Here is a 19270-nt window from a genome sequence, read left to right on the forward strand (position 1 = left end):
ACGTGCATGCATGGAGTGCGACCGACCTGGTCGCGGGCTACGGCCAGGGCCGGCTGTCGCCGGTCGAGGTGACGCAGGCGGTGCTCGACCGCATCGAACGCTGGGAGCCGCACGTGCAGGCCACCTGGCTGCTGCGGCCGGATGCCGCGCTCGAGCAGGCGCGGGCCTCCGAGGCGCGCTGGCGCGCCGGCCGGCCGCTGGGCCCGCTGGACGGCGTGCCGCTGAGCATCAAGGAAAACATCGCCACCCGCGGCGACCCGATGCCCGCCGGCACCGCCGCGGTGGACCTGCAGCCGGCAGCGGCCGACGCGCCGCCGGCCGCCCGCGTCAAGGAGTCCGGCGCCGTGGTCGTGTGCAAGACCACCATGCCCGACTACGGCATGCTGTCGTCGGGCCTGTCGAGCTTTCACCGGCTGGCGCGCAACCCGTGGAACCTGGCGCGCACGCCGGGCGGATCGAGCGCCGGCGCCGGCGCCGCCACCGCGGCCGGCTACGGCCCGCTGCACCTGGGCACCGACATCGGCGGCTCGCTGCGGTTGCCGGCGAGCTGGTGCGGCATCTTCACGCTCAAGCCGAGCCTGGGCCGCATCCCGATCGACCCGCCCTACATGGGGCGCGCCGCCGGCCCGATGACGCGCACGGTGGCCGACGCCGCGCTGGCCATGCAGGTGCTTTCCCGGCCGGATGCGCGCGACAGCATGAACCTCCCGCCGCAGGACATCGACTGGGGCAGCGTCGCCGGCACCGCGCCCGAGCACCTGCGCGGATTGCGCTTCGGCCTGCTGCTCGACGCCGGCTGCGGACTGGCGGTGGAGCCCGAAGTGCGCGCCGCCGTCGAACAGGCCGCGCGCTGGCTCGAGCAGGCCGGCGCCATCGTCGAGCCGATGCAGCCGTTCATGTCGCAGGCCATGCTCGACGGCATGGACCACTTCTGGCGCATGCGCTCGCTGATCGACATGCGCGCCCTGCGCCCCGAGCAACGCGCCAAGGTCCTGCCCTACATCCGGCAGTGGGCCGAGAGCGCCTCAGAGTTCAGCGGCGAACACGTGTTCCGCGGCTTCAGCCAGTTCCACGCGACCCGCGTCGCGGCGGTGGCGGCCTGCGCGCGCTTCGACTACGTGATCTCGCCGGTGTCGCCCAACATGCCCGCGGCCGCCGAACTGCCCTCGCCCACCAACGACCCGCTGCGGCCACTGGAGCACATCGGCTTCACCGTGCCGTTCAACATGTCGGAGCAGCCGGCGGCATCGATCAATTGCGCGTACGACGTCGACGGATTGCCGATCGGCCTGCAGATCGCCGGTCAGCGCTTCGACGACCTGGGCGTGCTCAGGGTGGCCCGGGCGTTCGAGCAGATCCGTCCGCCCCAGCGGCCCTGGCCGGAGCCGCCGGCAGACTAGGCCTTGCCTTCGTATGCCGCCTGCAGCGCGGCGATGTCGAGCTTGATCATCTTCATCATCGCGTCGGCGGCGCGCTTGCCCTTGGCCGGATCGGGGTCGTTCATCATGTCCACGAGGGCCGTCGGCGTGATCTGCCAGGCCACGCCGTAGCGGTCGCGCAGCCAGCCGCAGGCCTCGGTCGATCCGCCGCCGGCGAGCAGCGCGTCCCAGTAGCGGTCGATTTCCTCCTGCGTCTCGCAGTTCACGACCATGGAGATGGCATGGTTGAACTGCTCCTGGTGCGCCGCGCTCATGGCCGAGAACGACTGGCCGAACAGGACGAAGTCCACCACCTTCACGCTGCCCGCCGGACCGCTCGGCGACTCGGTCGGCATCGTCACCACCCGCGTGATGCGCGAATCCGGGAAGATGGAGACGTAGAAGTTGGCGGCTTCCTCCGCCTCCTTGGCGTACCAGAAAAACGGCGTGATCTTCTGCATGGCTCGGTCCTCGGTGAATGAACGGGGAGCGCCATGGTGCCACCGTTGCCCCTGCGCAGCCACCCACGGCGCAGGACTGCAAGAATGTGCGGAGGCATCAGGTGATCGCCATATTCCTGCAGGAGAAGCCGCATGAACGGTCCCGACCCGAACAATCCGCACCCGATGGAGGGGTTTGCCCAAGTCTGCTTCATCAAGAACACGGTGCGAAATCCGAACATCATCGTGGGCGACTACAGCTACTACGACGACCCGGAGGACTCGGAGAACTTCGAGCGCAACGTGCTCTATCACTACCCGTTCATCGGCGACAAGCTGATCATCGGGAAGTTCTGCGCCTTCGCGCGCGGCACGCGCTTCATCATGAACGGCGCCAACCACAAGATGGCCGGCATCTCCACCTACCCGTTCCAGATCTTCGGCGGCGGGTGGCAGAAGGTCATGCCGGGGCCGGGCGACCTGCCGTACAAGGGCGATACCGTCGTCGGCAACGATGTCTGGATCGGGTACGAGGCCCTGGTCATGCCAGGCGTTCGCATCGGCAACGGTGCCATCGTCTCGTCGCGATCGGTCGTCGTCAGCGACGTGCCGCCCTACGCCATCGTCGGCGGCAACCCGGCGCGGGTGCTGAAGGAGCGCTTCGCGCAGGAGACGGTCGCCGTGCTGGAGTCGATCGCCTGGTGGGACTGGCCGATCGACAAGGTGACCCGCCACCTCGCGGCGATCGTCTCGGGCAATGTCGAAGCACTTCGCGCCTGCAGCCGCGAGGACTGATCCGCCGTCGGCCGGCACAATGCCCCCATGCACCAGGACTGCCTCGGCAACCCGCTCACGCTGCACGATCCGGCGAGCCTCGCGCCGCTCAACGACTTCGTCGAGGGTTTCATCGCCAGCGAAGCGCGGGCGGCCAACCTGCTCGCCGCAGCCGGAGACGACAGCCCCATCGTGCAGGCCTGCTGCGCCGCCTTGCACCTGTTCGCCGAATCGGCCGACGCGGTCGCCAACGCCCGGCCTTTCCTCGAACGGGCACAGGCCGGCGCGGCGCGCAGCACACCGCGCGAGAGGCGCTTCATCGCCGCTGTCGCCGCGTGGGCCGAGGGCGACCTGGCGCGGGCGGTGACGCTGCACCAGGCGCAGGCCGAGGAGTTTCCGCGCGACCTCGCGTCGCTCAAGCTGGGCCAGTACCACGCCTTCAACCTCGGCGACGGCCCGGCCATGCTGCGCATGGCGCTGACCGCGCGGCCCGCGGCGGCCGACGTGCCGTACGTGCACGGCATGGCCGCCTTCGGCTTCGAGCAGTGCCATCGCCTGCGCGAGGCGGAGGCGGCCGCCCTTCGCGCCATTGCCATGTGCCGCAAGGAGCCCTGGGCGCACCACGCGCTGGCGCACGTCATGCTCACCGAGGGCCGGCTCGACGAAGGCCTGGCCTTCATGCAGGAGATGAGCGACAGCTGGACCGGCCTGAACTCCTTCATGCTCACGCACAACTGGTGGCACGTGGCGTTGTTCCTCATCGACCTGGGCCGCGAGGACGAGGCGCTCGCGCTCCATGACAGCCGCGTCTGGGGCGTGGAGAAGGCCTACTCGCAGGACCAGATCGGCGCCGTGTCGCTGCTGGCGCGGCTCGAACTCGCCGGCGTCGCGGTGGGTGCCGCGCGCTGGCGCGAACTGTCGCACTGGCTGGCCCCGCGCCAGCAGGACCACGTGCTGGCCTTTCTCGACCTGCAGTATGTCTACGGCCTGGCGCGCGCCGGGCGGCCCGAGGCCGACGTGCTGATGGCGAACATCGAGCGCTTCGCGCCCGGCGCGCCGCCGTCCCAGCGGCCCACCTGGACGGACGTGTGCGTCCCCGCGGCGCGCGGCCTGCTCGCGCATGCCCGTGGCGACTGGCGCACCGCCATCGACGAACTGGGCCGCGCGCTGCCGCGCCTGGCGAGCATCGGCGGCAGCCATGCCCAGCGCGACCTGTTCGAGCAGATCCGGCTCGACGCGCTGATGCGCAGCGCGCGGCCGTCCGACCTGGCCAGTGCGCAGGCGGCGCTGCAGCAGCAGCTCAACGGCCAACCGCAGTCGCGCCGGCTGGCGCGCCAGGCCGACGCGGTCTACGCTGCCTTAGGATTGCCCGCCAGCGGCGGCGGTACGTAGCGCTTCTGGTCGTAGACCGGCTGCGGCGGCAGGTCGAGCAGGTGGCGCGTGTCGGCCCACTCGACCACCTCGATCCGGGCCGGATCCGCGGCGTCCGGCAGGCGGATGCGGTTGAAGCCCGCGTTGGGAATGTCGCTTTGCCGCGGGCCGCTCAGGCCCAGGCCGCGCGCGGTGCGCCACACCATGTCGAGCACGCCGCCGTGGGTGAACACCAGCACGGTCTGTCCCGCGTTCTCGCGGGCGATGTCGCCCAGCGCCGCCAGCACACGTGCATGGAACTGGCGCGCGGACTCGCCCTGCGGCATGGCCAGGTCTTCCTCGAACCTGAGCCAGTCTTCCCACGCGCGCGGATGCTGCAGCCTGATCTCGTCGGCCTTCATGCCCTCGACCGCGCCGAAGCTCTGCTCGCGCAGGGCAGCGCTGGTGTTCACCGGCAACGAAAGTTCGAGCGACGTGGGCGCCGCCGTCTGCTGGCAGCGCATCAGGTCGCTCGACACCAGGCGCTGGGCCTGCTCGCGGGCCATGCGAAGGCCCAGGCGGCGCGCCTGCTCGTGGCCAATGTCGTTGAGGGGAACGTCGATGTGGCCCTGGAACCGCAGCTCGCGGTTCCAGTCGGTCTCTCCGTGCCGGATCAGGATGAGGTCAGTGGACATAGCGTGTGTTCGCATTGTCCACGGGCCCGGGTCAACCGCATGACGATTCCCACCGCCGCGCCCGGGCATGGGCCGTGTCTGTGGCTCGCACGCACCACATGGCACATGGCGGCGGGGACGGGCGTGCGGCGCCTCAGGTGCGCGCGTCCATCACCAGCTGGGTCTGCGTCACCACCGCGCACAGGCGGCCTTGCTCATTGCGGATGAAGGTCTGCCACACCTGCGTGGTGCGGCCCTTGTGCAACGCCACGCTCTCGCCAGTGACCGTGCTGCCGGCCGGCGCGCCGGCGATGAACTTGGTGCTCGAATCGGTGGTGGTGGTCATCTTGCCCGGCGGCAGGTTGATCACCGTGCCGACCGCGCCCAGGGTGTCGGCGAAGGCCATGTAGGCACCGCCGTGCAGGATGCCGCCGGCGGTGCAGAGGTCGGGCCGCACCTGCAGGCTGGCGACTACGCGATCCGGCTCCAGCACCGAGATCTGCACGCCCATCAGGCCGGGAAACAACGGACGCAGGCGCTCCTGCATTGCCTGGACATCGATCATCGCGGGTCCTCTCGGTCGGTCGGAATATTTCTCTCTACTGCAGCGTGAACTGCGTCGCCAACAGCAATTGGGCGCCCCTGATCTTGTCGCGCACCAGCGTGCGCACCGTCCAGACGCCGGTCGGGTCGCCCTTCTGGCCCTGGAAGCCGAGCACCGGCGTCGCCAGGTACAGGCTGCGCGGCCCGCCAGACACGGCGCCGCGCAGGCAGGCGATGTCGTTCTGGCGCAGGGCCGCCTGGCCATCGGGCTTGAGCACCTCGACGGCGCATCCGACATCGGCCTGCCCATCGCGCAAGGCCGGATTGCCCAGCACGATCATCACGAACACCTTCTGGCCGCGCTTGACCACGCTGGCTTCGCGAAAGCTCGGTCCGGCACCGGACGGCTTCTCCCACTTCTGCTTCCAGTCGGCGTCCGGCGTCACCAGCAGCCAGCTGCCGAAGCCGCCGGCGCTCTTGCGATTGGGCAGGTCGGGAACGGCGCGGCCGCTGCCATCCTTCCAGAAGGCGTCCGCGGGCGCGTCCGATGCGGCCGGCGCCGGTGCGGCAGGCGTCGGCGCAGCAGCCGCTGGCGCAGCGGGCGTGGCGGCCGGCGCGCCATCGGCCTTGCGCACGCCGCCGTCCTGCGCGCATCCCGCCAGCAGCATGGCGAGGATGAACAGGGCGGCGATGCGTCTCATGGTGTCTCCGGCTCCAACAGGTCGACCGAGCATAGCCCGTCCCCGGCCCGCGGGGCAGGTGCCCGTGGCCGCGCAGCCCCTGCGGCAGGCCGGCAGCGACGGAACTTGCGGCGTTATCCGACACGTTCTGACACGAATTTCGGGCAATCTTGCCGGGTTTTGCTCGCCAACCCTGCCCGATGAAGAAAAATTCCGCCGTCGAACAACGCGACTTCCAGCGCCTGCTGCGTCGCAACATCCTCTTGCCGATGGTCGGCGGCGTCGTCGGCGCCGTGGTTTTCGTCGGGCTGATCGTCTATTTGCTGTCGCTCATCAACTGGGTGGAGCACAGCGACCGGGTCACGCGCACGGCGGCCGAGGTCCAGCGGCGCATGTCGGACATGGAAGCGGGCATGCGTGGCTACGTGATCAGCGGCGACGTCGCCTACCTGGAGCCGTACGAAAGCGCGCAGCCGCGGATCGAATCCGACCTGGGCATGCTGCGCGGACTGGTCTCGGACAACGTGCAGCAGGCCGAGCGCGTCGAGCGCATCCGCGCCATCTCCCAGGCATGGCAGGAGTTTGCCCGCAGCACCATCGAGCTGCGCCGCACCGGCGGCGATTCCGCCAGTGCCGTCGGGCGCGGGCGCGGCAAGCGCCTGACCGACGACCTGCGCGAGGAATTCACCGCCTTCATGGACAGCGAGCAATCGCTGCGCAGCCTGCGCAGCGAGCAGGCCAACCGGACGGCCATCTGGGTGGTCGGCCTGTTCGTCCTGCTCACGCTGGGCAGTACCGGGCTGCTGGCCGTGTTCGGGCGGCGCCAGTTGCTGACCCTTTCGCAGAGCTACGACGCGGCACTGAGGGAACAGGCCGAGCAGTCCGAGGAATTGCAGCAACAGGCCTGGATGCGCGGCGCCCAATCCGAGCTGGCCACCGATCTTGCCGGCGAACTGGCCGGCGCCGAGATCGGCCGCAAGTGCCTGGTCTTCTTCTCGCGCCAGCTGGGCAGCCAGGTCGGCGCGCTCTATCTTCGCGAGCGTGGGGGCATGCTGCGCCGCAGCGCCAGCTACGGCTTCTCGGAAGAAGCCGAGGCACGCCCGCAGGTCTTCAGCGCCGACACCAGCCTGCTGGCGCGCGCTGCGGCCGAGCGGCGGCTGATGAGCATCGACCCGGTAGACGCCGACTATCTGCGCGTGAACACCGGCCTGGGCCAGATGTCACCCAAGGCAGTGGTGCTGCTGCCGGTGTCGCACGAAGGCGTGGTCAACGGCGTCATCGAGCTGGGCCTTTCCGCCAGCCTGGGCGAGCGCGAGGAAGCCCTGCTGCGCATGGTCGAAGGCACCATCGGCAGCTCGCTGTCGGCCGCCATCTACCGCGAGCAGCTGCAGAGCGTCCTGGCCGAAACCCAGCAGCTCAACGAGGAACTGCAGGTACAGCAGGAAGAGCTTCGCACCGCCAACGAGGAGCTGGAAGAGCAGTCGCGCGCCCTGCGCGCCTCGCAGGCCCAGCTGGAGAACCAGCAGGCCGAGCTCGAGCAGACCAACAACCAGCTGTCCGAACGCACCGAAGCCCTGGATCTGCGCAACGCCGCGCTGCGCCGCGCCCAGCAGGACCTGGAGGAACGCGCCACCGAACTGCAACGGGCCAGCCGCTACAAGTCGGAATTCCTGGCCAACATGTCGCACGAGCTGCGCACGCCGCTCAACAGCGCGCTGATCCTGGCGCGACTGCTGGCGGACAACGCGCCCGGCACGCTCACCCCGGAGCAGATCAGGTACGCCGAGTCGATCTACGGCTCGGGCAACGACCTGCTCACGCTCATCAACGACATCCTGGACATCGCCAAGGTGGAGGCCGGCAAGCTCGACCTGGCGATCGAGCCGTTGCCGCTCGACGCGCTGGCACAGCGTCTGCGCGGCACGTTCGGGCCGCTGGCGGAAAAGCGCGGCCTGACGTTCCGCATCGAGCGTCGCGCGGATGCGCCGGCGTCGCTGGAGAGCGACCGCCAGCGCCTGGAGCAAGTGCTGCGCAACCTGCTGTCCAACGCCGTCAAGTTCACCGAGCATGGCGAGGTGTCGCTCACCATCAGCGCCGCGGGCGACGGCGGCGCCCGCTTCGACGTCACCGATTCGGGCATCGGCATCGCACCCGACCAGCAGGAGGCGATCTTCGAGGCCTTCCACCAGGCCGACGGCACCACCAGCCGGCGCTACGGCGGCACCGGTCTGGGGCTGTCGATCTCGCGCGACCTGACGCAGTTGCTGGGCGGCACGCTCACGGTCACCAGCACGCCCGGCCAGGGCAGCACATTCAGCCTCGTCCTGCCGGCACGCGCACCCGAAGCCACGGGCCTGCCGCCGCCGGCGCGGACGCCGGCCACCTCCGCGCCGGCCGCGGCCCCGTCCGCGAAAGCACAGTCCGCGCGCGACGCCGCGTCCCATGCCGCCTCGCATCATGCGGCGGCTGCGCCTCCCGCGGCGCCGGCGCCGCTCGACTTCGAGGACGACCGCGCCCTGCCGGCCGACGACACGCGCCGCGTGCTGGTGATCGAGGACGAGCCGCAGTTCGCGCACATCCTCTACGACCTGGCGCACGAACGCGGCTACCGCTGCCTGGTGGCGCAAGGCGGCGCCGACGGCATGGCGATGGCCATCGAGCACCGCCCGGACGCCATCCTGCTCGACATGCGCCTGCCCGACGGCCCCGGCCTGGGCGTGCTCGAGCGCCTGAAGAACGATCCGCGCACGCGCCATATCCCCGTGCACATCGTCTCCGCGCTGGACAGCTCCGAGGCGGCGCTGCACATGGGCGCCATCGGCTACGCGCGCAAGCCCACCACGCGCGAGCAGCTGCACGACGTCTTCCGCCGGCTGGAGGACAAGCTGGCGCAGAAGGTCAAGTCGGTGCTCGTGGTGGAAGACGACCCGCTCCAGCGCGAAGCGGTGATGAAGCTCATCGCCGACGAGGACGTGCACATCACCGCCGTCGAATCCGGCGAGGAGGCGCTGGCCCTGCTGCGCGAACGCGTGTTCGACTGCATGGTCACCGACCTGCGCCTGTCCGACATGCAGGGCAGCGAACTGCTCAAGCGCATGTCGACCGAGGAGATCGTCTCGTTCCCGCCGGTGATCGTCTACACCGGCCGCAACCTCACGCGCGACGAGGAAATGGACCTGCTGCGCTACTCGCGCTCCATCATCATCAAGGGCGCGCGTTCGCCGGAACGCCTGCTCGACGAGGTCACCCTCTTCCTGCACAAGGTGGAGTCCGACCTGTCGAGCGAACGCCAGCGCATGCTGCGCGCCGCGCGCGGGCGGGACCGCGTGTTCGAGGGCCGGCGCGTGCTGCTGGTGGACGACGACGTGCGCAACATCTTCGCGCTGACCAGCGCGCTGGAGCAGCGCGGCGCCGCCGTGGAGATCGGCCGCAACGGCCGCGAGGCGCTCGAGAAGCTCGACCAGGTGCCCGACATCGACCTGGTGCTGATGGACGTGATGATGCCGGAGATGGACGGCCTCGAGGCAACCCGCCGCCTGCGCGCGGACCCGCGCTTCGCCAAGCTGCCCGTGATCACCGTCACCGCCAAGGCCATGAAGGACGACCAGGAGCAGTGCCTGGCCGCCGGCGCCAGCGACTTCCTGGCCAAGCCGGTCGACCTGGACCGCCTCTTCTCCCTGCTGCGCGTGTGGATGCCGCGCATGGAGCGCCTCTGATGACCTCCGCGCAGGACCCTCGCGGATTCCGCCGCGATGCCGGCGCCGCCGAGCCGGCGTCGGGCCTGGTGCCGGGTGCCGCACACGCGCCCGACGCGACGCCCGGCGCGCTCAGCGCCGGGGACATCGAGCTGCGCCTGCTGATGGAGGCCATCTACCTGCGCTACAGCTACGACTTCCGCGACTACACCGGCGCGTCGCAGAAGCGCCGGGTGGCCTATGCGCTGGGCCAGCTCGACCTGCCCAGCATCTCGGCCCTGCAGGAGCGCGTGCTGCGCGAGCCGGCGATGTTCGCCCGGCTCCTGCAATACCTGACGGTGCCGGTCAGCGAGATGTTCCGCGACCCGGCGTATTTCCTGGCGTTGCGCCAGCAGGTGGTGCCGCACCTGCACACCTACCCGTCGGTGACCGTCTGGGTGGCCGGCTGCAGCACCGGCGAAGAGGTCTATTCGCTGGCCATACTGCTGCGCGAGGAAGGCCTGCTCGAGCGCACGCGCATCTATGCCACCGACATCAACCCGGAGTCGCTGGCGCAGGCGCGCCAGGGCATCTTCCCGCTCGACGCAGTGCGACGCTACACCGCCAACTACCAGCGGTCGGGCGGCAAGCGGGCCTTTTCCGACTACTACACCGCGGCCTACGACGCCGCCCGATTCGACCCCACCCTGTGCGCCGACGTGATCTTCGCCGACCACAGTCTGGCCACGGACAGCGTGTTCGCGCAGACCCAGCTGGTCAGCTGCCGCAACGTGCTGATCTATTTCAACCGCGCGCTGCAGGACCGTGCCCTCGGGCTCTTCCACGAGTCGCTGTCGTACCGCGGCTTTCTCGGCCTGGGCTCGAAGGAAAGCATCGACTTCTCCAACTGGTCCGGCCATTTCGACACGCTGGCGCGGGCCGAGCGCATCTTTCGCAAGGCGTCATGAACGCAGACCTGCAGGCGCGCATGCGCGCCATCGAACTGGTGGCGATCGGCGCATCGGCCGGCGGCGTGGATGCGCTGCTGACGCTGCTGGACGACCTGCCGGCGCGCTGGCGGCTGCCTGTGGTCGTGGTGCTGCACCTGCCCGAAGGACACGAGAGCCGCCTGCCCGCCCTGTTCGCCGACCGCACGCGGGTGAGCGTGCACGAGGCGCGCGACAAGCTGCCCATCGAACCGGCCACGTTGTACTTCGCCCCGGCCGGTTATCACCTGTCGGTCGAGCGCGAGCGCTGCTTTTCGCTCAGCTGCGAGCCGCCGGTGCTGTTCTCGCGCCCGTCGATCGACGTGCTCATGGTCTCCGCGGCCGATGCCTATGGCCCTGCCCTGGCCGGCCTTTTGCTGACCGGGGCCAACGAGGACGGCGCCGAGGGCATGCGCCAGATCGGGCGCGCCGGCGGCCTGACCGCCGTGCAGGACCCCGACACCGCCGCCTCGCCCTGCATGCCGCGCGCCGCACTGGCCCTGCGGCAGCCGGACATCGTGCGTCCGCTGGCCGGCCTGCGCGAGTTTCTGATGGACATGGATGATGCAAATGCCCAATGACGTCGAAAGCAAGCTGCTGATCGTCGACGACCTGCCGGAGAACCTGCTGGCGCTGGAGGGGCTTGTGCGCGGCCACGGGCGGCTGGTCTACAAGGCCCAATCCGCCGAGGAAGCGCTCGGACTGATGCTGGCGCACGAGTTCGCGCTGGCCATCCTGGACGTGCAGATGCCCGGCATGAACGGCTTCGAGCTGGCCGAGCTCATGCGCGGCACCGAGCGCACCCGGCACATCCCCATCATCTTCGTGAGCGCGGCCGGGCGCGAGATGGACTACGCCTTCAAGGGCTACGAGAGCGGCGCGGTCGATTTCCTGCAAAAGCCGCTCGATCCCCACGTGGTGGCCAGCAAGGTCAACGTCTTCGTCGAGCTGTACCGGCACAAGAAGGCGCTGCGGCGCGAGATGGAGGCCATGGCCAAGCTGCACCGCGAGCAGGAGGCGCTGGTGGAGCAGCTGCAGTGCACCCAGCGCGAACTCGAGCGCGCGGTGCGCATGCGCGACGACTTCATGTCCATGGTCTCGCACGAGCTGCGCACGCCGCTCAACACGCTGTACCTGGAGACGCAGGTGCGAAAGCTGCACCTGAGCAAGGGCAACACGGTGCACTTCGGCCCGGACCGGCTGCCAGCCATGATCGAGCGCGACCAGCGCCAGATCCAGAGCATGGTGCGCCTGATCGACGACATGCTCGACGTGACCCGCCTGCGCAGCGGTTCGCTGACCATCCAGCCCAAGCCGACCGACCTGGCGGCATTGGCACGCGCGGTGGTCGAGAACCTGGCCCAGCAGGCCGAAGCCGCCGGATGCACCGTCAGCCTGCACGCGCCCGCCCACGTGCCGGGCAACTGGGACGAATTCCGCATCGAGCAGGTCGTCACCAACCTCCTGACCAATGCGCTGCGCTATGGGGGCGGGCAGCCGGTGAAGATCGAGGTGCGCACCGCCGGCGGCGCGGCCGAGCTGTCCGTGCGCGACCACGGCATGGGCATCGCGCCGGAGGACCAGCAGCGTATCTTCGAGCAGTTCGAGCGCACCGAGGCCAGCCGCGGCAAGGCAGCCGGCCTTGGCCTGGGCCTGTACATCACGCGCCAGATCGTTCTGGCGCACGGCGGGCAGATCGACCTGCAGAGCGCGGCCGGCGCCGGCGCCACCTTCCGGGTGCGGCTGCCGCTGGTCGGCGCGCCGCCGGTCCCCGCCGCGCCTGCACCCGAGCCAGCCGCCCAAATGGCGCGCCAGCCGGAGCAGCAAGAGTAGGCAACATCCTACGTCGACGCGGGACGCACACGCCTACACTGGTTCGATCCATGAGCCTGAATGTCCTGATCGTCGACGACAACGCCGCTGCGGCGGACCTGCTGCAGGAGTTGCTGCAGTTGCAGGAGCACACCGCCCGGTGTGCCTATACCGGCCAGCAGGCGCTGGACGTGGCCGCCGACGGCGACTTCGACATCGCCCTGGTCGACCTGACCCTTCCCGACATGCCCGGCACGGTCGTCGCGCGGCGCCTGCGGGCCGAGCCCGAGAGCGGGCGGCCGATGCTGGTCGCGGTGTCCGGCTATGCCGCGTCGGAGTCGACACAGGGGCTGTTCGACTATCACCTGCAAAAGCCGATCGACTTCGAGGCGCTCGACCGCATCCTCGCCAGCGCGCGCTGACCTGCCTGCGCAGCGGCGCAATCGGCGCTAACCTGCCGGCATGAACGAGACTCCTTCTCAATCGCGCGCCGCAGCCCGGCCTGGCGCGCAGCCTGGCGACGACGCCGCCACCCATCTGCTGCTGCGGCGTGCCGAACTGGCCGCCTGCATCGAGCGCCTGGCGCCGGGTGAAGGTGCCCAGGCCACCGCCATCGAGCGCCTGAAGCTGATCCGCGCCTCGTCCTGCGGTGAGTTGAGCCACACACTGCACGATCCGGCCATCTGCCTGCCGGTGCAGGGCCGAAAGCGCGTGCTGCTGGGCGACGAGCTGACGATCTACGACACCGAGGAATTCCTCGTTGTCTCGCAGGACGTGCCGATCTCCAGCCAGGTGATCGACGCCTCGCCGCAGGCGCCCTACCTGTGCGTCAAGCTGTGCTTCTCCCCCGGCGAGGTGGCCCAGCTCATGCTGGAACTCGGGCGCGACGCGGCTGCGCCGCTCACCGCCGCTCCCCACGCGCCGAGCGCGCGGGCGCTCTACACCGCGCCGACGACGCCGGACCTGCTCGACGCGGTGCTGCGGCTGGTGCGCCTGCTCGACACGCCGCAGGACATCGCCATCCTCGCCCCGCTGGCGGTGCGCGAGATCATGTACCGCCTGCTCACCGGCGCCGAGGGTTGGCGCCTGGCCCAGATCGGGCGCCCCGACGGCCAGGCCCCGCGCATCACCGAGGCGATCGCCTGGCTGCGCACGCACTACCGGGAGCCGCTGAAGATCGACCGGCTGGCCGGCAGCGTGCACATGAGCGGCTCCTCGCTGCACCGGCACTTCCGCGCCGTCACCGCGATGAGCCCGTTGCAGTTCCAGAAGCACCTGCGCCTGCAGGAGGCGCGCCGCCTGATGCTGGTCGAAGGCGCCGATGCCACCAGCGCTGGCTACCACGTCGGGTACGAGAGCGCGTCGCAGTTCTCGCGCGAATACGCCCGGATGTTCGGCACGCCCCCGGCCCGCGACATGCGGCGCATGCGCCAGGACGCGCTCGGCGGCGCCCGCTGAGGGCCGGCGCGGCAGGATCGGGCAAGAACAGGCGCGTATCGGGCTAGCGTCTCGCACCCTGGACGGCGCACACTGGCCGGCGGGCAGGACGCCGCCGCGCCTCGCCCGAATCCCCGTGTTCCGCTTAGAAAGAAGCCACACCATGCGCCTCAAGCCGCTCGGCCGTACCGGCCTTTTCGTTTCAGAACTCTGCCTCGGCACCATGACCTTCGGCGGTCAGGGCGAGATGTGGGGCAAGATCGGCCAACTCCAGCAGGCCGATGCCGACCGGCTGGTGGGCCGCGCGCTCGACGCCGGCATCAACTTCATCGACACCGCCAACGTCTATTCCGAGGGCCAGTCCGAAGTCATCACCGGGCAGGCGTTGCGCAACCTCAACGTGCCGCGCGAGAACGTCGTCGTCGCCACCAAGGTGTTCGGCGAGACCGGCACCGCCGCGGCCAACTCGCGCGGCATGTCGCGCTACCACATCATGGACGCGGTCAAGGCCAGCCTCAGGCGCCTGCAGCTCGACCACATCGACCTCTACCAGATCCACGGCTTCGACCCGGCCACGCCGATCGAGGAGATGGTGCGCGCCATGGACACGCTGGTGCAGCAGGGCCACGTGCGGTACGTCGGCGTGTCCAACTGGACGGCCTGGCAGATCGTCAAGGCCCGCGGCATCGCCGAGCGGCTCGGCGCCGAGCCGATCCAGTCGCTGCAGGCCCACTACACCATCGCCGGACGCGAGCTCGAGCGCGAACTGGTGCCGATGATGCAAAGCGAAGGCGTCGGCCTCATGGTCTGGAGCCCGCTGGCCGGCGGGCTGCTGTCGGGCAAGTACGCGCGGGCGCAGGAAGCCGGCAGCGCCGAGGCCGGCAGCCGGCGTGCCAGCTTCGATTTCCCGCCGGTCAACCGGGATCGCGCCTTCGACTGCATCGACGCGATGCGCGGCATCGCGGAGGCCAAGGGCGTCTCGGTGGCGCAGGTGGCGCTGGCCTGGCTGCTGCACCAGCCGGTGGTCAGCACCGTCATCATCGGCGCCAAGCGGCTCGAACAGCTCGACGACAACCTGGCGGCCACCAAGGTGTCGTTGTCCGCCGACGAACTGGCCGTGCTCGACAAGGTGAGCGCGCTGCCGCCCGAGTATCCGGGCTGGATGCTGGCGCGCCAGGGCGACGTCCGGCGCGCACAGATGGCGGCGGCTCGTCCGGTGTGACGCGGGCGCGTGCGGCGATCGTGGGCGAGAATGCTCGCCCTTTGCACAGGAGTCCCCGCATGAAGAAGGCGCAGGCGGCCGAAGCCGCGAACGCATCGGTGTCGATCGACAGGAAGATCGCCGAACTCGGCGACTGGCGCGGCGAGACCTTGGCCGCCATGCGGCGGCTGATCCACGAGGCCGTCCCCGACGTCGTCGAGGAGCTCAAGTGGATGGGCACGCCGGTCTGGTCGCACGCCGGCATCCTCTGCACCGGCGAGACCTACAAGGCCAAGGTGAAGCTGACCTTCGCCAAGGGCGCCTTGCTGGCCGACCCGGCCGGCCTGTTCAATTCCAGCCTGGACGGCAACGTCCGGCGTGCCATCGACATCGGCGAGGGCGAATCGGTCGACCCCACGGCGTTCAAGGCGCTCATCCGCGACGCCGCACGACACAACGCCGCCGGCACCGCGGCCAAGGCGCGCCGGGGCAGCAGGTAATTTCGCGATGGACAAGGGGCCGGGCCACTGCCATAGTGGCCGCGGCACCGGCGCGCAGGCCCGTCCAGCCGGCGCACCGGTCATCGGCTCACCGACCCTTGCAGGGAGTGAAGACCATGCGTGACCTCGACGCCTTGCGCGATGCCCTGGCAGGCGGCGGCCCGGCCGCCCTGCTGGCGTTCCTGAACGACGGCGTTGCACATCGCTACACGGCCGTCTACCGCTTCGACGGCGACCTCCTTCGCAACGTGCTGCTGTGCGACAAGCGGGGCCTGATGACGCCGGAGTTCCTGCTGGCGGTGCCGTTCAAGCACAGCTTCTGCCAGTTCGTGCTGCGCGACCAGGCCTTCCGCACCGAGGACTCGCGGCAGGACAGGCGCCTGGACGGCAACCCGTACCAGGGTGTCGTCGTTTCTTATCACAGCGTCCCGCTGACCAGCGACACCGGCGCGCTGTGGGGCACGCTCAGCCACTTCGACATGCAGCCGCACACGCTGCCGGACGAGGAGTTCGCGCTGCTCGAGCACGCGGGGCGCCTGCTCGGCGGCCATCTCAAGGCGCTCGACCGCTAGCGCGCCTGCGCGCATCCGCCTGCGCGACAGTCGGGTGTCATGCCAGCCCGAGGCGCCTGGCCAGTCGCCCCAGGTTGGCGCGATCCATTCCGAGTTCGCGCGCCGCTGCCGCGCGATTGTTGCCGTGCGCGGCCAGCGCGGCGCTGACGCGTTCGCGCTCGAACCGGGCGACCGCCTCGCGCAACGGCAGGTCGCCGGCACCTGTCGCGCCCGCCGGCTCGGCGGCGCTCGAGGGTCCGGCATGGACGTCGGCGCCGGCGTCGACCAGGTCGAAGTCCTGCGCGCCAAGGCCGAGGATGCGCGGCCGCTGCGCGTGCCGCCCCAGCGCCTTGAGCACCGCGCGGCCGAGCAGGTGCTCGAGTTCGCGCACGTTGCCGGGCCAGTCGTGGGCCAGGAGCGCCGCCTGGGCGGCAGGCTCGAGCCGGAGGCCGCCGAGCCCGAGGCGCGAGCGGTTCTCCTCCAGGAAGAAGCCGGCCAGCAGCAGCACGTCGCGCCCGCGCTCGCGCAGCGGCGGCACGTGCAGCGGGTAGACGCTCAGGCGATGGTAGAAGTCCGCGCGCATGCGGCCCGCCTTCACCTCGTCGGCCAGATTGCGGTTGCTGGCGGTGATCAGCCTCACGTCGACGCGGTGCTCGCGGTCGGAGCCCAGGCGCTGCAGCTGGCCGTTCTGCAGCACCCGCAGCAGCTTGGCCTGCACCGGCATCGGCAATTCACCGACTTCGTCGAGAAACAAGGTGCCGCCGTCGGCCAGTTCGAACTTGCCGGGCCGCTCGCCGACCGCACCGGTGAAAGCGCCGCGCACGTGGCCGAACAGCTCGCTTTCGACCAGCGTGTCGGGCAGCGCCGCGCAGTTCACGCTGATCATCGGGCGCGCGGCGCGAGCAGAGCCGGCGTGCAGCGCCTCGGCCACCAGCTCCTTGCCCACCCCCGTCTCGCCCTGGATCAGCACCGGCAGGTCGCCGCCGGCGACGAGCGCGATTTCCTTGCGCAGCCGGCGCAGCGCCGGGCTGCGGCCGAACATGGTGCGCGCGCGCGGCGCTGCGGCGAGGCGATAGCCCTCCGCGCGCAGGCTCTCGCGTTCGGCACGCGACTGCAGCTGCTCCATGCGCGCGGCGACGCTGACGGTGGCCGCGGCCAGGCTGCCGAAAGACTGGAGCACCTGCAGGTCGAGGTCGGAGAAGCGATCGGGCGTGAGCGCGTCGAGCGTGAGTACGCCCCAGGGCCGGTCGTCGACACGGATGGCGCAGCCCATGCAGTCGTGCACCGGCAGGTGCCCTCGCATGCCTTCGACCAGGCCGTCGTACGGATCGGGCAGCGGGCTGTCTGCGGCGAAACGCACCGGCGCTTCGCTGTCGAGCAGCGCCGCAAGTCGGGGATGGTCCACCACCCGGAACTGGCGGCCAAGCGCATCACCGCTCAGGCCGTCCATGGCCAGTGGCACGAGGACACCGTCGTCCAGCCTCAGCAATGCCGTGGCATCGCATGGCAGCAGCAGCCGCAGTGCCGCCAGCAGGCGCCGATAGCGCTCCGCGCTCGGCAGGTCGCGCGCGAGATCCGCCACCAGTGGAATGACCGCCAGGAGCAATGGATTTGTAGTCATGGTGACTCGTATTGTGTCGAATTGACCCGATTTTCTGCGGGTCGAAATGACTACGATGCGGCTAAGTCGTTGATTCCCTTGGCCAACCAGCCTGGAACGGGACTTGCGCTTGCAGGCCATCACTTCACGTCGAGGGCTTCCCAATGCTGACTGCGCAACAGAAATCGATCATCTCCGCCACCGTGCCGCTGCTCGAGACCGGCGGCGAGGCGCTGACCACCCACTTCTACAAAATCATGCTGGGCGAGCATCCGCAGGTGCGGCCGCTGTTCAACCAGGCGCACCAGGCCAGCGGCGAGCAGCCGCGTGCGCTGGCCAACAGCGTGCTGGTGTATGCGCGCAACATCGACCGGCTGGAGGCATTGGGGCCGCTAGCGTCCCAGATCGTGAACAAGCACGTGGCACTGCAGGTGCTGCCCGAGCACTATCCGATCGTCGGTGCCTGCCTGCTGCGCGCCATCCGCGAAGTGCTCGGCGCGCAGGTCGCCACCGACGAGGTCATCGCGGCCTGGGCGGCCGCCTACGGACAGCTCGCCGACATGCTCATCGGCGCCGAGCGCCAGGCGTACGACGCCAGGGCAGCGGCACCCGGCGGCTGGCGCGGCGCGCGCGCATTCGAGGTGGTGCGCCGAGAGGCCGAGAGCGAGGAAATCACGTCCTTCTACTTCGCGCCGGCCGACGGCCAGCCGGTACTCGCCTTCGAGCCCGGCCAATACATCGGCATGCGGCTGGAAATCGATGGCCAGGAGATCCGGCGCAACTATTCGCTGTCGGCGGCGCCCAACGGCAGCACGTACCGCATCAGCGTCAAGCGCGAGCCGAATGGCCTGGCGTCCAACTACCTGCACGACAGCGTCCAAGTGGGCAGCCGAGTCGAGCTGTATCCCCCGTCGGGCAACTTCACCCTTGCACCGGGCGAGAGGCCGGTGGTGCTCATCAGCGGCGGCGTCGGCATCACGCCGACGCTTGCAATGCTCGAACAGGCGCTGGACACCTCGCGCCCGGTACATTTCATCCACTGCGCACGCTCGCGCGGCGTCCACGCGTTCCGGCAGAAGATCGACGCGCTGGCGCAAAAGCATGCGCAGCTCAAGCGCTTCTACTGCTACGAGCAGGCGCCGGACGGTGTCGACACGAGCGGCGCGCCGCATGCCGTCGGCCAGATCGATTCGCAGACCCTGGCCGGCTGGCTGCCGGCCGCGCCCGAGGACGTCGACGCGTACTTCCTCGGCCCCAAGCCCTTCATGAAACAGGTGCGCTCGTCACTTCGCACACTGGGCGTGCCGGATGCACAGATGCGCTGGGAATTCTTCGGACCCGCATCCGCGCTGGAATGAGACCGCTGCGGCGTCGCGCAGTGCGCGGCGCCGCCACCGGCGATCAGTCGGCGTAGACGCCGGCGGCCTTGATGACCGGGCCGAAGCGCGCCACCTCGGACTGGACGAACTTCTTGTGTTCGGCCGGCTCGACCCGCTTGTCGTTGACCACCACCGCGCCCAGGCCCTCTTCCTTCTTGATGAAGTCCGGGTCCTTGAGCGCCAGCTTCAGCGCGTCGTTGATCTTCTTGAGCACCGGCGCCGGCGTGCCCTTGGGCGCGTACAGCCCGTGC

Annotated in this window: 19 protein-coding genes; 13 read left to right on the forward strand and 6 right to left on the reverse strand. The window is 70.0% G+C overall.

All coding sequences use genetic code 11. The annotated features are described in order from the left end of the window. Positions 1-2 precede the first annotated feature (2 nt). The gene (locus VES41_RS01785; protein WP_324812199.1) at positions 3-1400 is read left to right on the forward strand and encodes an amidase; all 1398 of its coding nucleotides are present in this window, start codon (positions 3-5) and stop codon (positions 1398-1400) included. Here VES41_RS01785 and VES41_RS01790 read toward each other — a convergent pair. After that, positions 1397-1879 carry a VOC family protein gene (locus VES41_RS01790; RefSeq protein ID WP_324812202.1) on the reverse strand — a complete coding sequence of 161 codons (483 nt, stop codon included), beginning with the start codon at positions 1877-1879 and terminating at the stop codon, positions 1397-1399. The two genes, VES41_RS01785 and VES41_RS01790, sit on opposite strands and share 4 nt — an antisense overlap. A gap of 132 nt (positions 1880-2011) precedes the next feature. Between VES41_RS01790 and VES41_RS01795 the strand changes: the two genes are divergently transcribed. Together VES41_RS01795 and VES41_RS01800 are read left to right on the forward strand one after the other, a co-directional pair. Next, entirely contained in the window at positions 2012-2653 is a 642-nt protein-coding gene (locus VES41_RS01795) for a Vat family streptogramin A O-acetyltransferase (RefSeq protein ID WP_324812205.1), read from the forward strand. A 27-nt stretch (positions 2654-2680) separates the two neighbouring features. Next, positions 2681-4024 (forward strand): tetratricopeptide repeat protein, encoded by a 1344-nt coding sequence (locus tag VES41_RS01800; protein ID WP_324812208.1) that lies wholly within the window; start codon positions 2681-2683, stop codon positions 4022-4024. Here the strand turns inward: VES41_RS01800 and VES41_RS01805 are convergent. From VES41_RS01805 to VES41_RS01815, 3 genes are all read right to left on the reverse strand, one after another. Beyond that, positions 3982-4677, reverse strand: coding sequence for a histidine phosphatase family protein (locus VES41_RS01805; protein WP_324812210.1), 696 nt, complete (start codon positions 4675-4677; stop codon positions 3982-3984). The two genes, VES41_RS01800 and VES41_RS01805, sit on opposite strands and share 43 nt — an antisense overlap. A gap of 133 nt (positions 4678-4810) precedes the next feature. Continuing rightward, positions 4811-5221 (reverse strand): PaaI family thioesterase, encoded by a 411-nt coding sequence (locus VES41_RS01810; protein WP_324812213.1) that lies wholly within the window; start codon positions 5219-5221, stop codon positions 4811-4813. 34 nt (positions 5222-5255) lie between these two features. After that, positions 5256-5900 (reverse strand): hypothetical protein, encoded by a 645-nt coding sequence (locus tag VES41_RS01815; RefSeq protein WP_324812214.1) that lies wholly within the window; start codon positions 5898-5900, stop codon positions 5256-5258. Between the two features lie 179 nt (positions 5901-6079). Here VES41_RS01815 and VES41_RS01820 point away from each other — a divergent pair, with 179 nt between their 5' ends. The 9 genes from VES41_RS01820 to VES41_RS01860 all read left to right on the forward strand — a co-directional run bounded on the left by VES41_RS01820 (position 6080) and on the right by VES41_RS01860 (position 16061). Continuing rightward, positions 6080-9595: a response regulator gene (locus VES41_RS01820; protein WP_324812217.1), complete on the forward strand. Its 3516-nt coding sequence runs from the start codon at positions 6080-6082 to the stop codon at positions 9593-9595. A 143-nt stretch (positions 9596-9738) separates the two neighbouring features. Further along, positions 9739-10521: a CheR family methyltransferase gene (locus VES41_RS01825; protein WP_324812260.1), complete on the forward strand. Its 783-nt coding sequence runs from the start codon at positions 9739-9741 to the stop codon at positions 10519-10521. Then, a complete protein-coding gene (locus VES41_RS01830) occupies positions 10518-11120 on the forward strand; it encodes a chemotaxis protein CheB (protein WP_324812219.1) in 603 nt (200 codons plus the stop codon). The genes VES41_RS01825 and VES41_RS01830 overlap by 4 nt, the downstream gene beginning before the upstream one ends. Further along, a complete protein-coding gene (locus tag VES41_RS01835; RefSeq protein ID WP_324812221.1) occupies positions 11110-12372 on the forward strand; it encodes a hybrid sensor histidine kinase/response regulator in 1263 nt (420 codons plus the stop codon). The genes VES41_RS01830 and VES41_RS01835 overlap by 11 nt, the downstream gene beginning before the upstream one ends. A 50-nt stretch (positions 12373-12422) precedes the next feature. Beyond that, positions 12423-12773, forward strand: a complete 351-nt coding sequence (locus VES41_RS01840; RefSeq protein ID WP_324812223.1) for a response regulator — start codon at positions 12423-12425, stop codon at positions 12771-12773. Positions 12774-12813: 40 nt separating this feature from the next. Next, positions 12814-13809, forward strand: a complete 996-nt coding sequence (locus VES41_RS01845; RefSeq protein WP_324812226.1) for an AraC family transcriptional regulator — start codon at positions 12814-12816, stop codon at positions 13807-13809. Positions 13810-13951: 142 nt separating this feature from the next. Further along, positions 13952-15010, forward strand: a complete 1059-nt coding sequence (locus VES41_RS01850) for an aldo/keto reductase (RefSeq protein ID WP_324812228.1) — start codon at positions 13952-13954, stop codon at positions 15008-15010. A 59-nt stretch (positions 15011-15069) separates the two neighbouring features. After that, entirely contained in the window at positions 15070-15489 is a 420-nt protein-coding gene (locus VES41_RS01855) for a DUF1801 domain-containing protein (RefSeq protein WP_324812230.1), read from the forward strand. A gap of 116 nt (positions 15490-15605) precedes the next feature. Then, the gene (locus tag VES41_RS01860) at positions 15606-16061 is read left to right on the forward strand and encodes a GAF domain-containing protein (RefSeq protein ID WP_324812233.1); all 456 of its coding nucleotides are present in this window, start codon (positions 15606-15608) and stop codon (positions 16059-16061) included. Between the two features lie 37 nt (positions 16062-16098). On the opposite strand, the gene norR is transcribed toward VES41_RS01860, so the two are convergent. Continuing rightward, positions 16099-17661 (reverse strand): nitric oxide reductase transcriptional regulator NorR, encoded by a 1563-nt coding sequence (gene norR / locus VES41_RS01865; protein WP_324812235.1) that lies wholly within the window; start codon positions 17659-17661, stop codon positions 16099-16101. A 143-nt stretch (positions 17662-17804) separates the two neighbouring features. On the opposite strand from norR, the gene hmpA reads away from it, so the two are divergent. Continuing rightward, positions 17805-18998, forward strand: coding sequence for an NO-inducible flavohemoprotein (hmpA, locus tag VES41_RS01870; RefSeq protein ID WP_324812238.1), 1194 nt, complete (start codon positions 17805-17807; stop codon positions 18996-18998). Between the two features lie 43 nt (positions 18999-19041). Here hmpA and VES41_RS01875 read toward each other — a convergent pair. After that, positions 19042-19270, reverse strand: a 229-nt coding sequence (locus tag VES41_RS01875; protein ID WP_324812241.1) for a tripartite tricarboxylate transporter substrate-binding protein, incomplete at its 5' end; no start/stop codon positions are given.

It is taken from the genome of Variovorax sp. (assembly GCF_035634955.1).
Lineage (GTDB): Bacteria > Pseudomonadota > Gammaproteobacteria > Burkholderiales > Burkholderiaceae_C > Variovorax.

What these genes read in the sequence shown, in the direction of transcription:
- VES41_RS01790 (WP_324812202.1), bottom strand. Translation starts at nt 1,879, where the DNA reads ATGCAGAAGATCACGCCGTTTTTCTGGTACGCCAAGGAGGCGGAGGAA.
- VES41_RS01795 (WP_324812205.1), top strand. Translation starts at nt 2,012, where the DNA reads ATGAACGGTCCCGACCCGAACAATCCGCACCCGATGGAGGGGTTTGCC.
- VES41_RS01800 (WP_324812208.1), top strand. Translation starts at nt 2,681, where the DNA reads ATGCACCAGGACTGCCTCGGCAACCCGCTCACGCTGCACGATCCGGCG.
- VES41_RS01805 (WP_324812210.1), bottom strand. Translation starts at nt 4,677, where the DNA reads ATGTCCACTGACCTCATCCTGATCCGGCACGGAGAGACCGACTGGAAC.
- VES41_RS01810 (WP_324812213.1), bottom strand. Translation starts at nt 5,221, where the DNA reads ATGATCGATGTCCAGGCAATGCAGGAGCGCCTGCGTCCGTTGTTTCCC.
- VES41_RS01815 (WP_324812214.1), bottom strand. Translation starts at nt 5,900, where the DNA reads ATGAGACGCATCGCCGCCCTGTTCATCCTCGCCATGCTGCTGGCGGGA.
- VES41_RS01820 (WP_324812217.1), top strand. Translation starts at nt 6,080, where the DNA reads ATGAAGAAAAATTCCGCCGTCGAACAACGCGACTTCCAGCGCCTGCTG.
- VES41_RS01825 (WP_324812260.1), top strand. Translation starts at nt 9,739, where the DNA reads ATGGAGGCCATCTACCTGCGCTACAGCTACGACTTCCGCGACTACACC.
- VES41_RS01830 (WP_324812219.1), top strand. Translation starts at nt 10,518, where the DNA reads ATGAACGCAGACCTGCAGGCGCGCATGCGCGCCATCGAACTGGTGGCG.
- VES41_RS01835 (WP_324812221.1), top strand. Translation starts at nt 11,110, where the DNA reads ATGCCCAATGACGTCGAAAGCAAGCTGCTGATCGTCGACGACCTGCCG.
- VES41_RS01840 (WP_324812223.1), top strand. Translation starts at nt 12,423, where the DNA reads ATGAGCCTGAATGTCCTGATCGTCGACGACAACGCCGCTGCGGCGGAC.
- VES41_RS01845 (WP_324812226.1), top strand. Translation starts at nt 12,814, where the DNA reads ATGAACGAGACTCCTTCTCAATCGCGCGCCGCAGCCCGGCCTGGCGCG.
- VES41_RS01850 (WP_324812228.1), top strand. Translation starts at nt 13,952, where the DNA reads ATGCGCCTCAAGCCGCTCGGCCGTACCGGCCTTTTCGTTTCAGAACTC.
- VES41_RS01855 (WP_324812230.1), top strand. Translation starts at nt 15,070, where the DNA reads ATGAAGAAGGCGCAGGCGGCCGAAGCCGCGAACGCATCGGTGTCGATC.
- VES41_RS01860 (WP_324812233.1), top strand. Translation starts at nt 15,606, where the DNA reads ATGCGTGACCTCGACGCCTTGCGCGATGCCCTGGCAGGCGGCGGCCCG.
- norR (WP_324812235.1), bottom strand. Translation starts at nt 17,661, where the DNA reads ATGACTACAAATCCATTGCTCCTGGCGGTCATTCCACTGGTGGCGGAT.
- hmpA (WP_324812238.1), top strand. Translation starts at nt 17,805, where the DNA reads ATGCTGACTGCGCAACAGAAATCGATCATCTCCGCCACCGTGCCGCTG.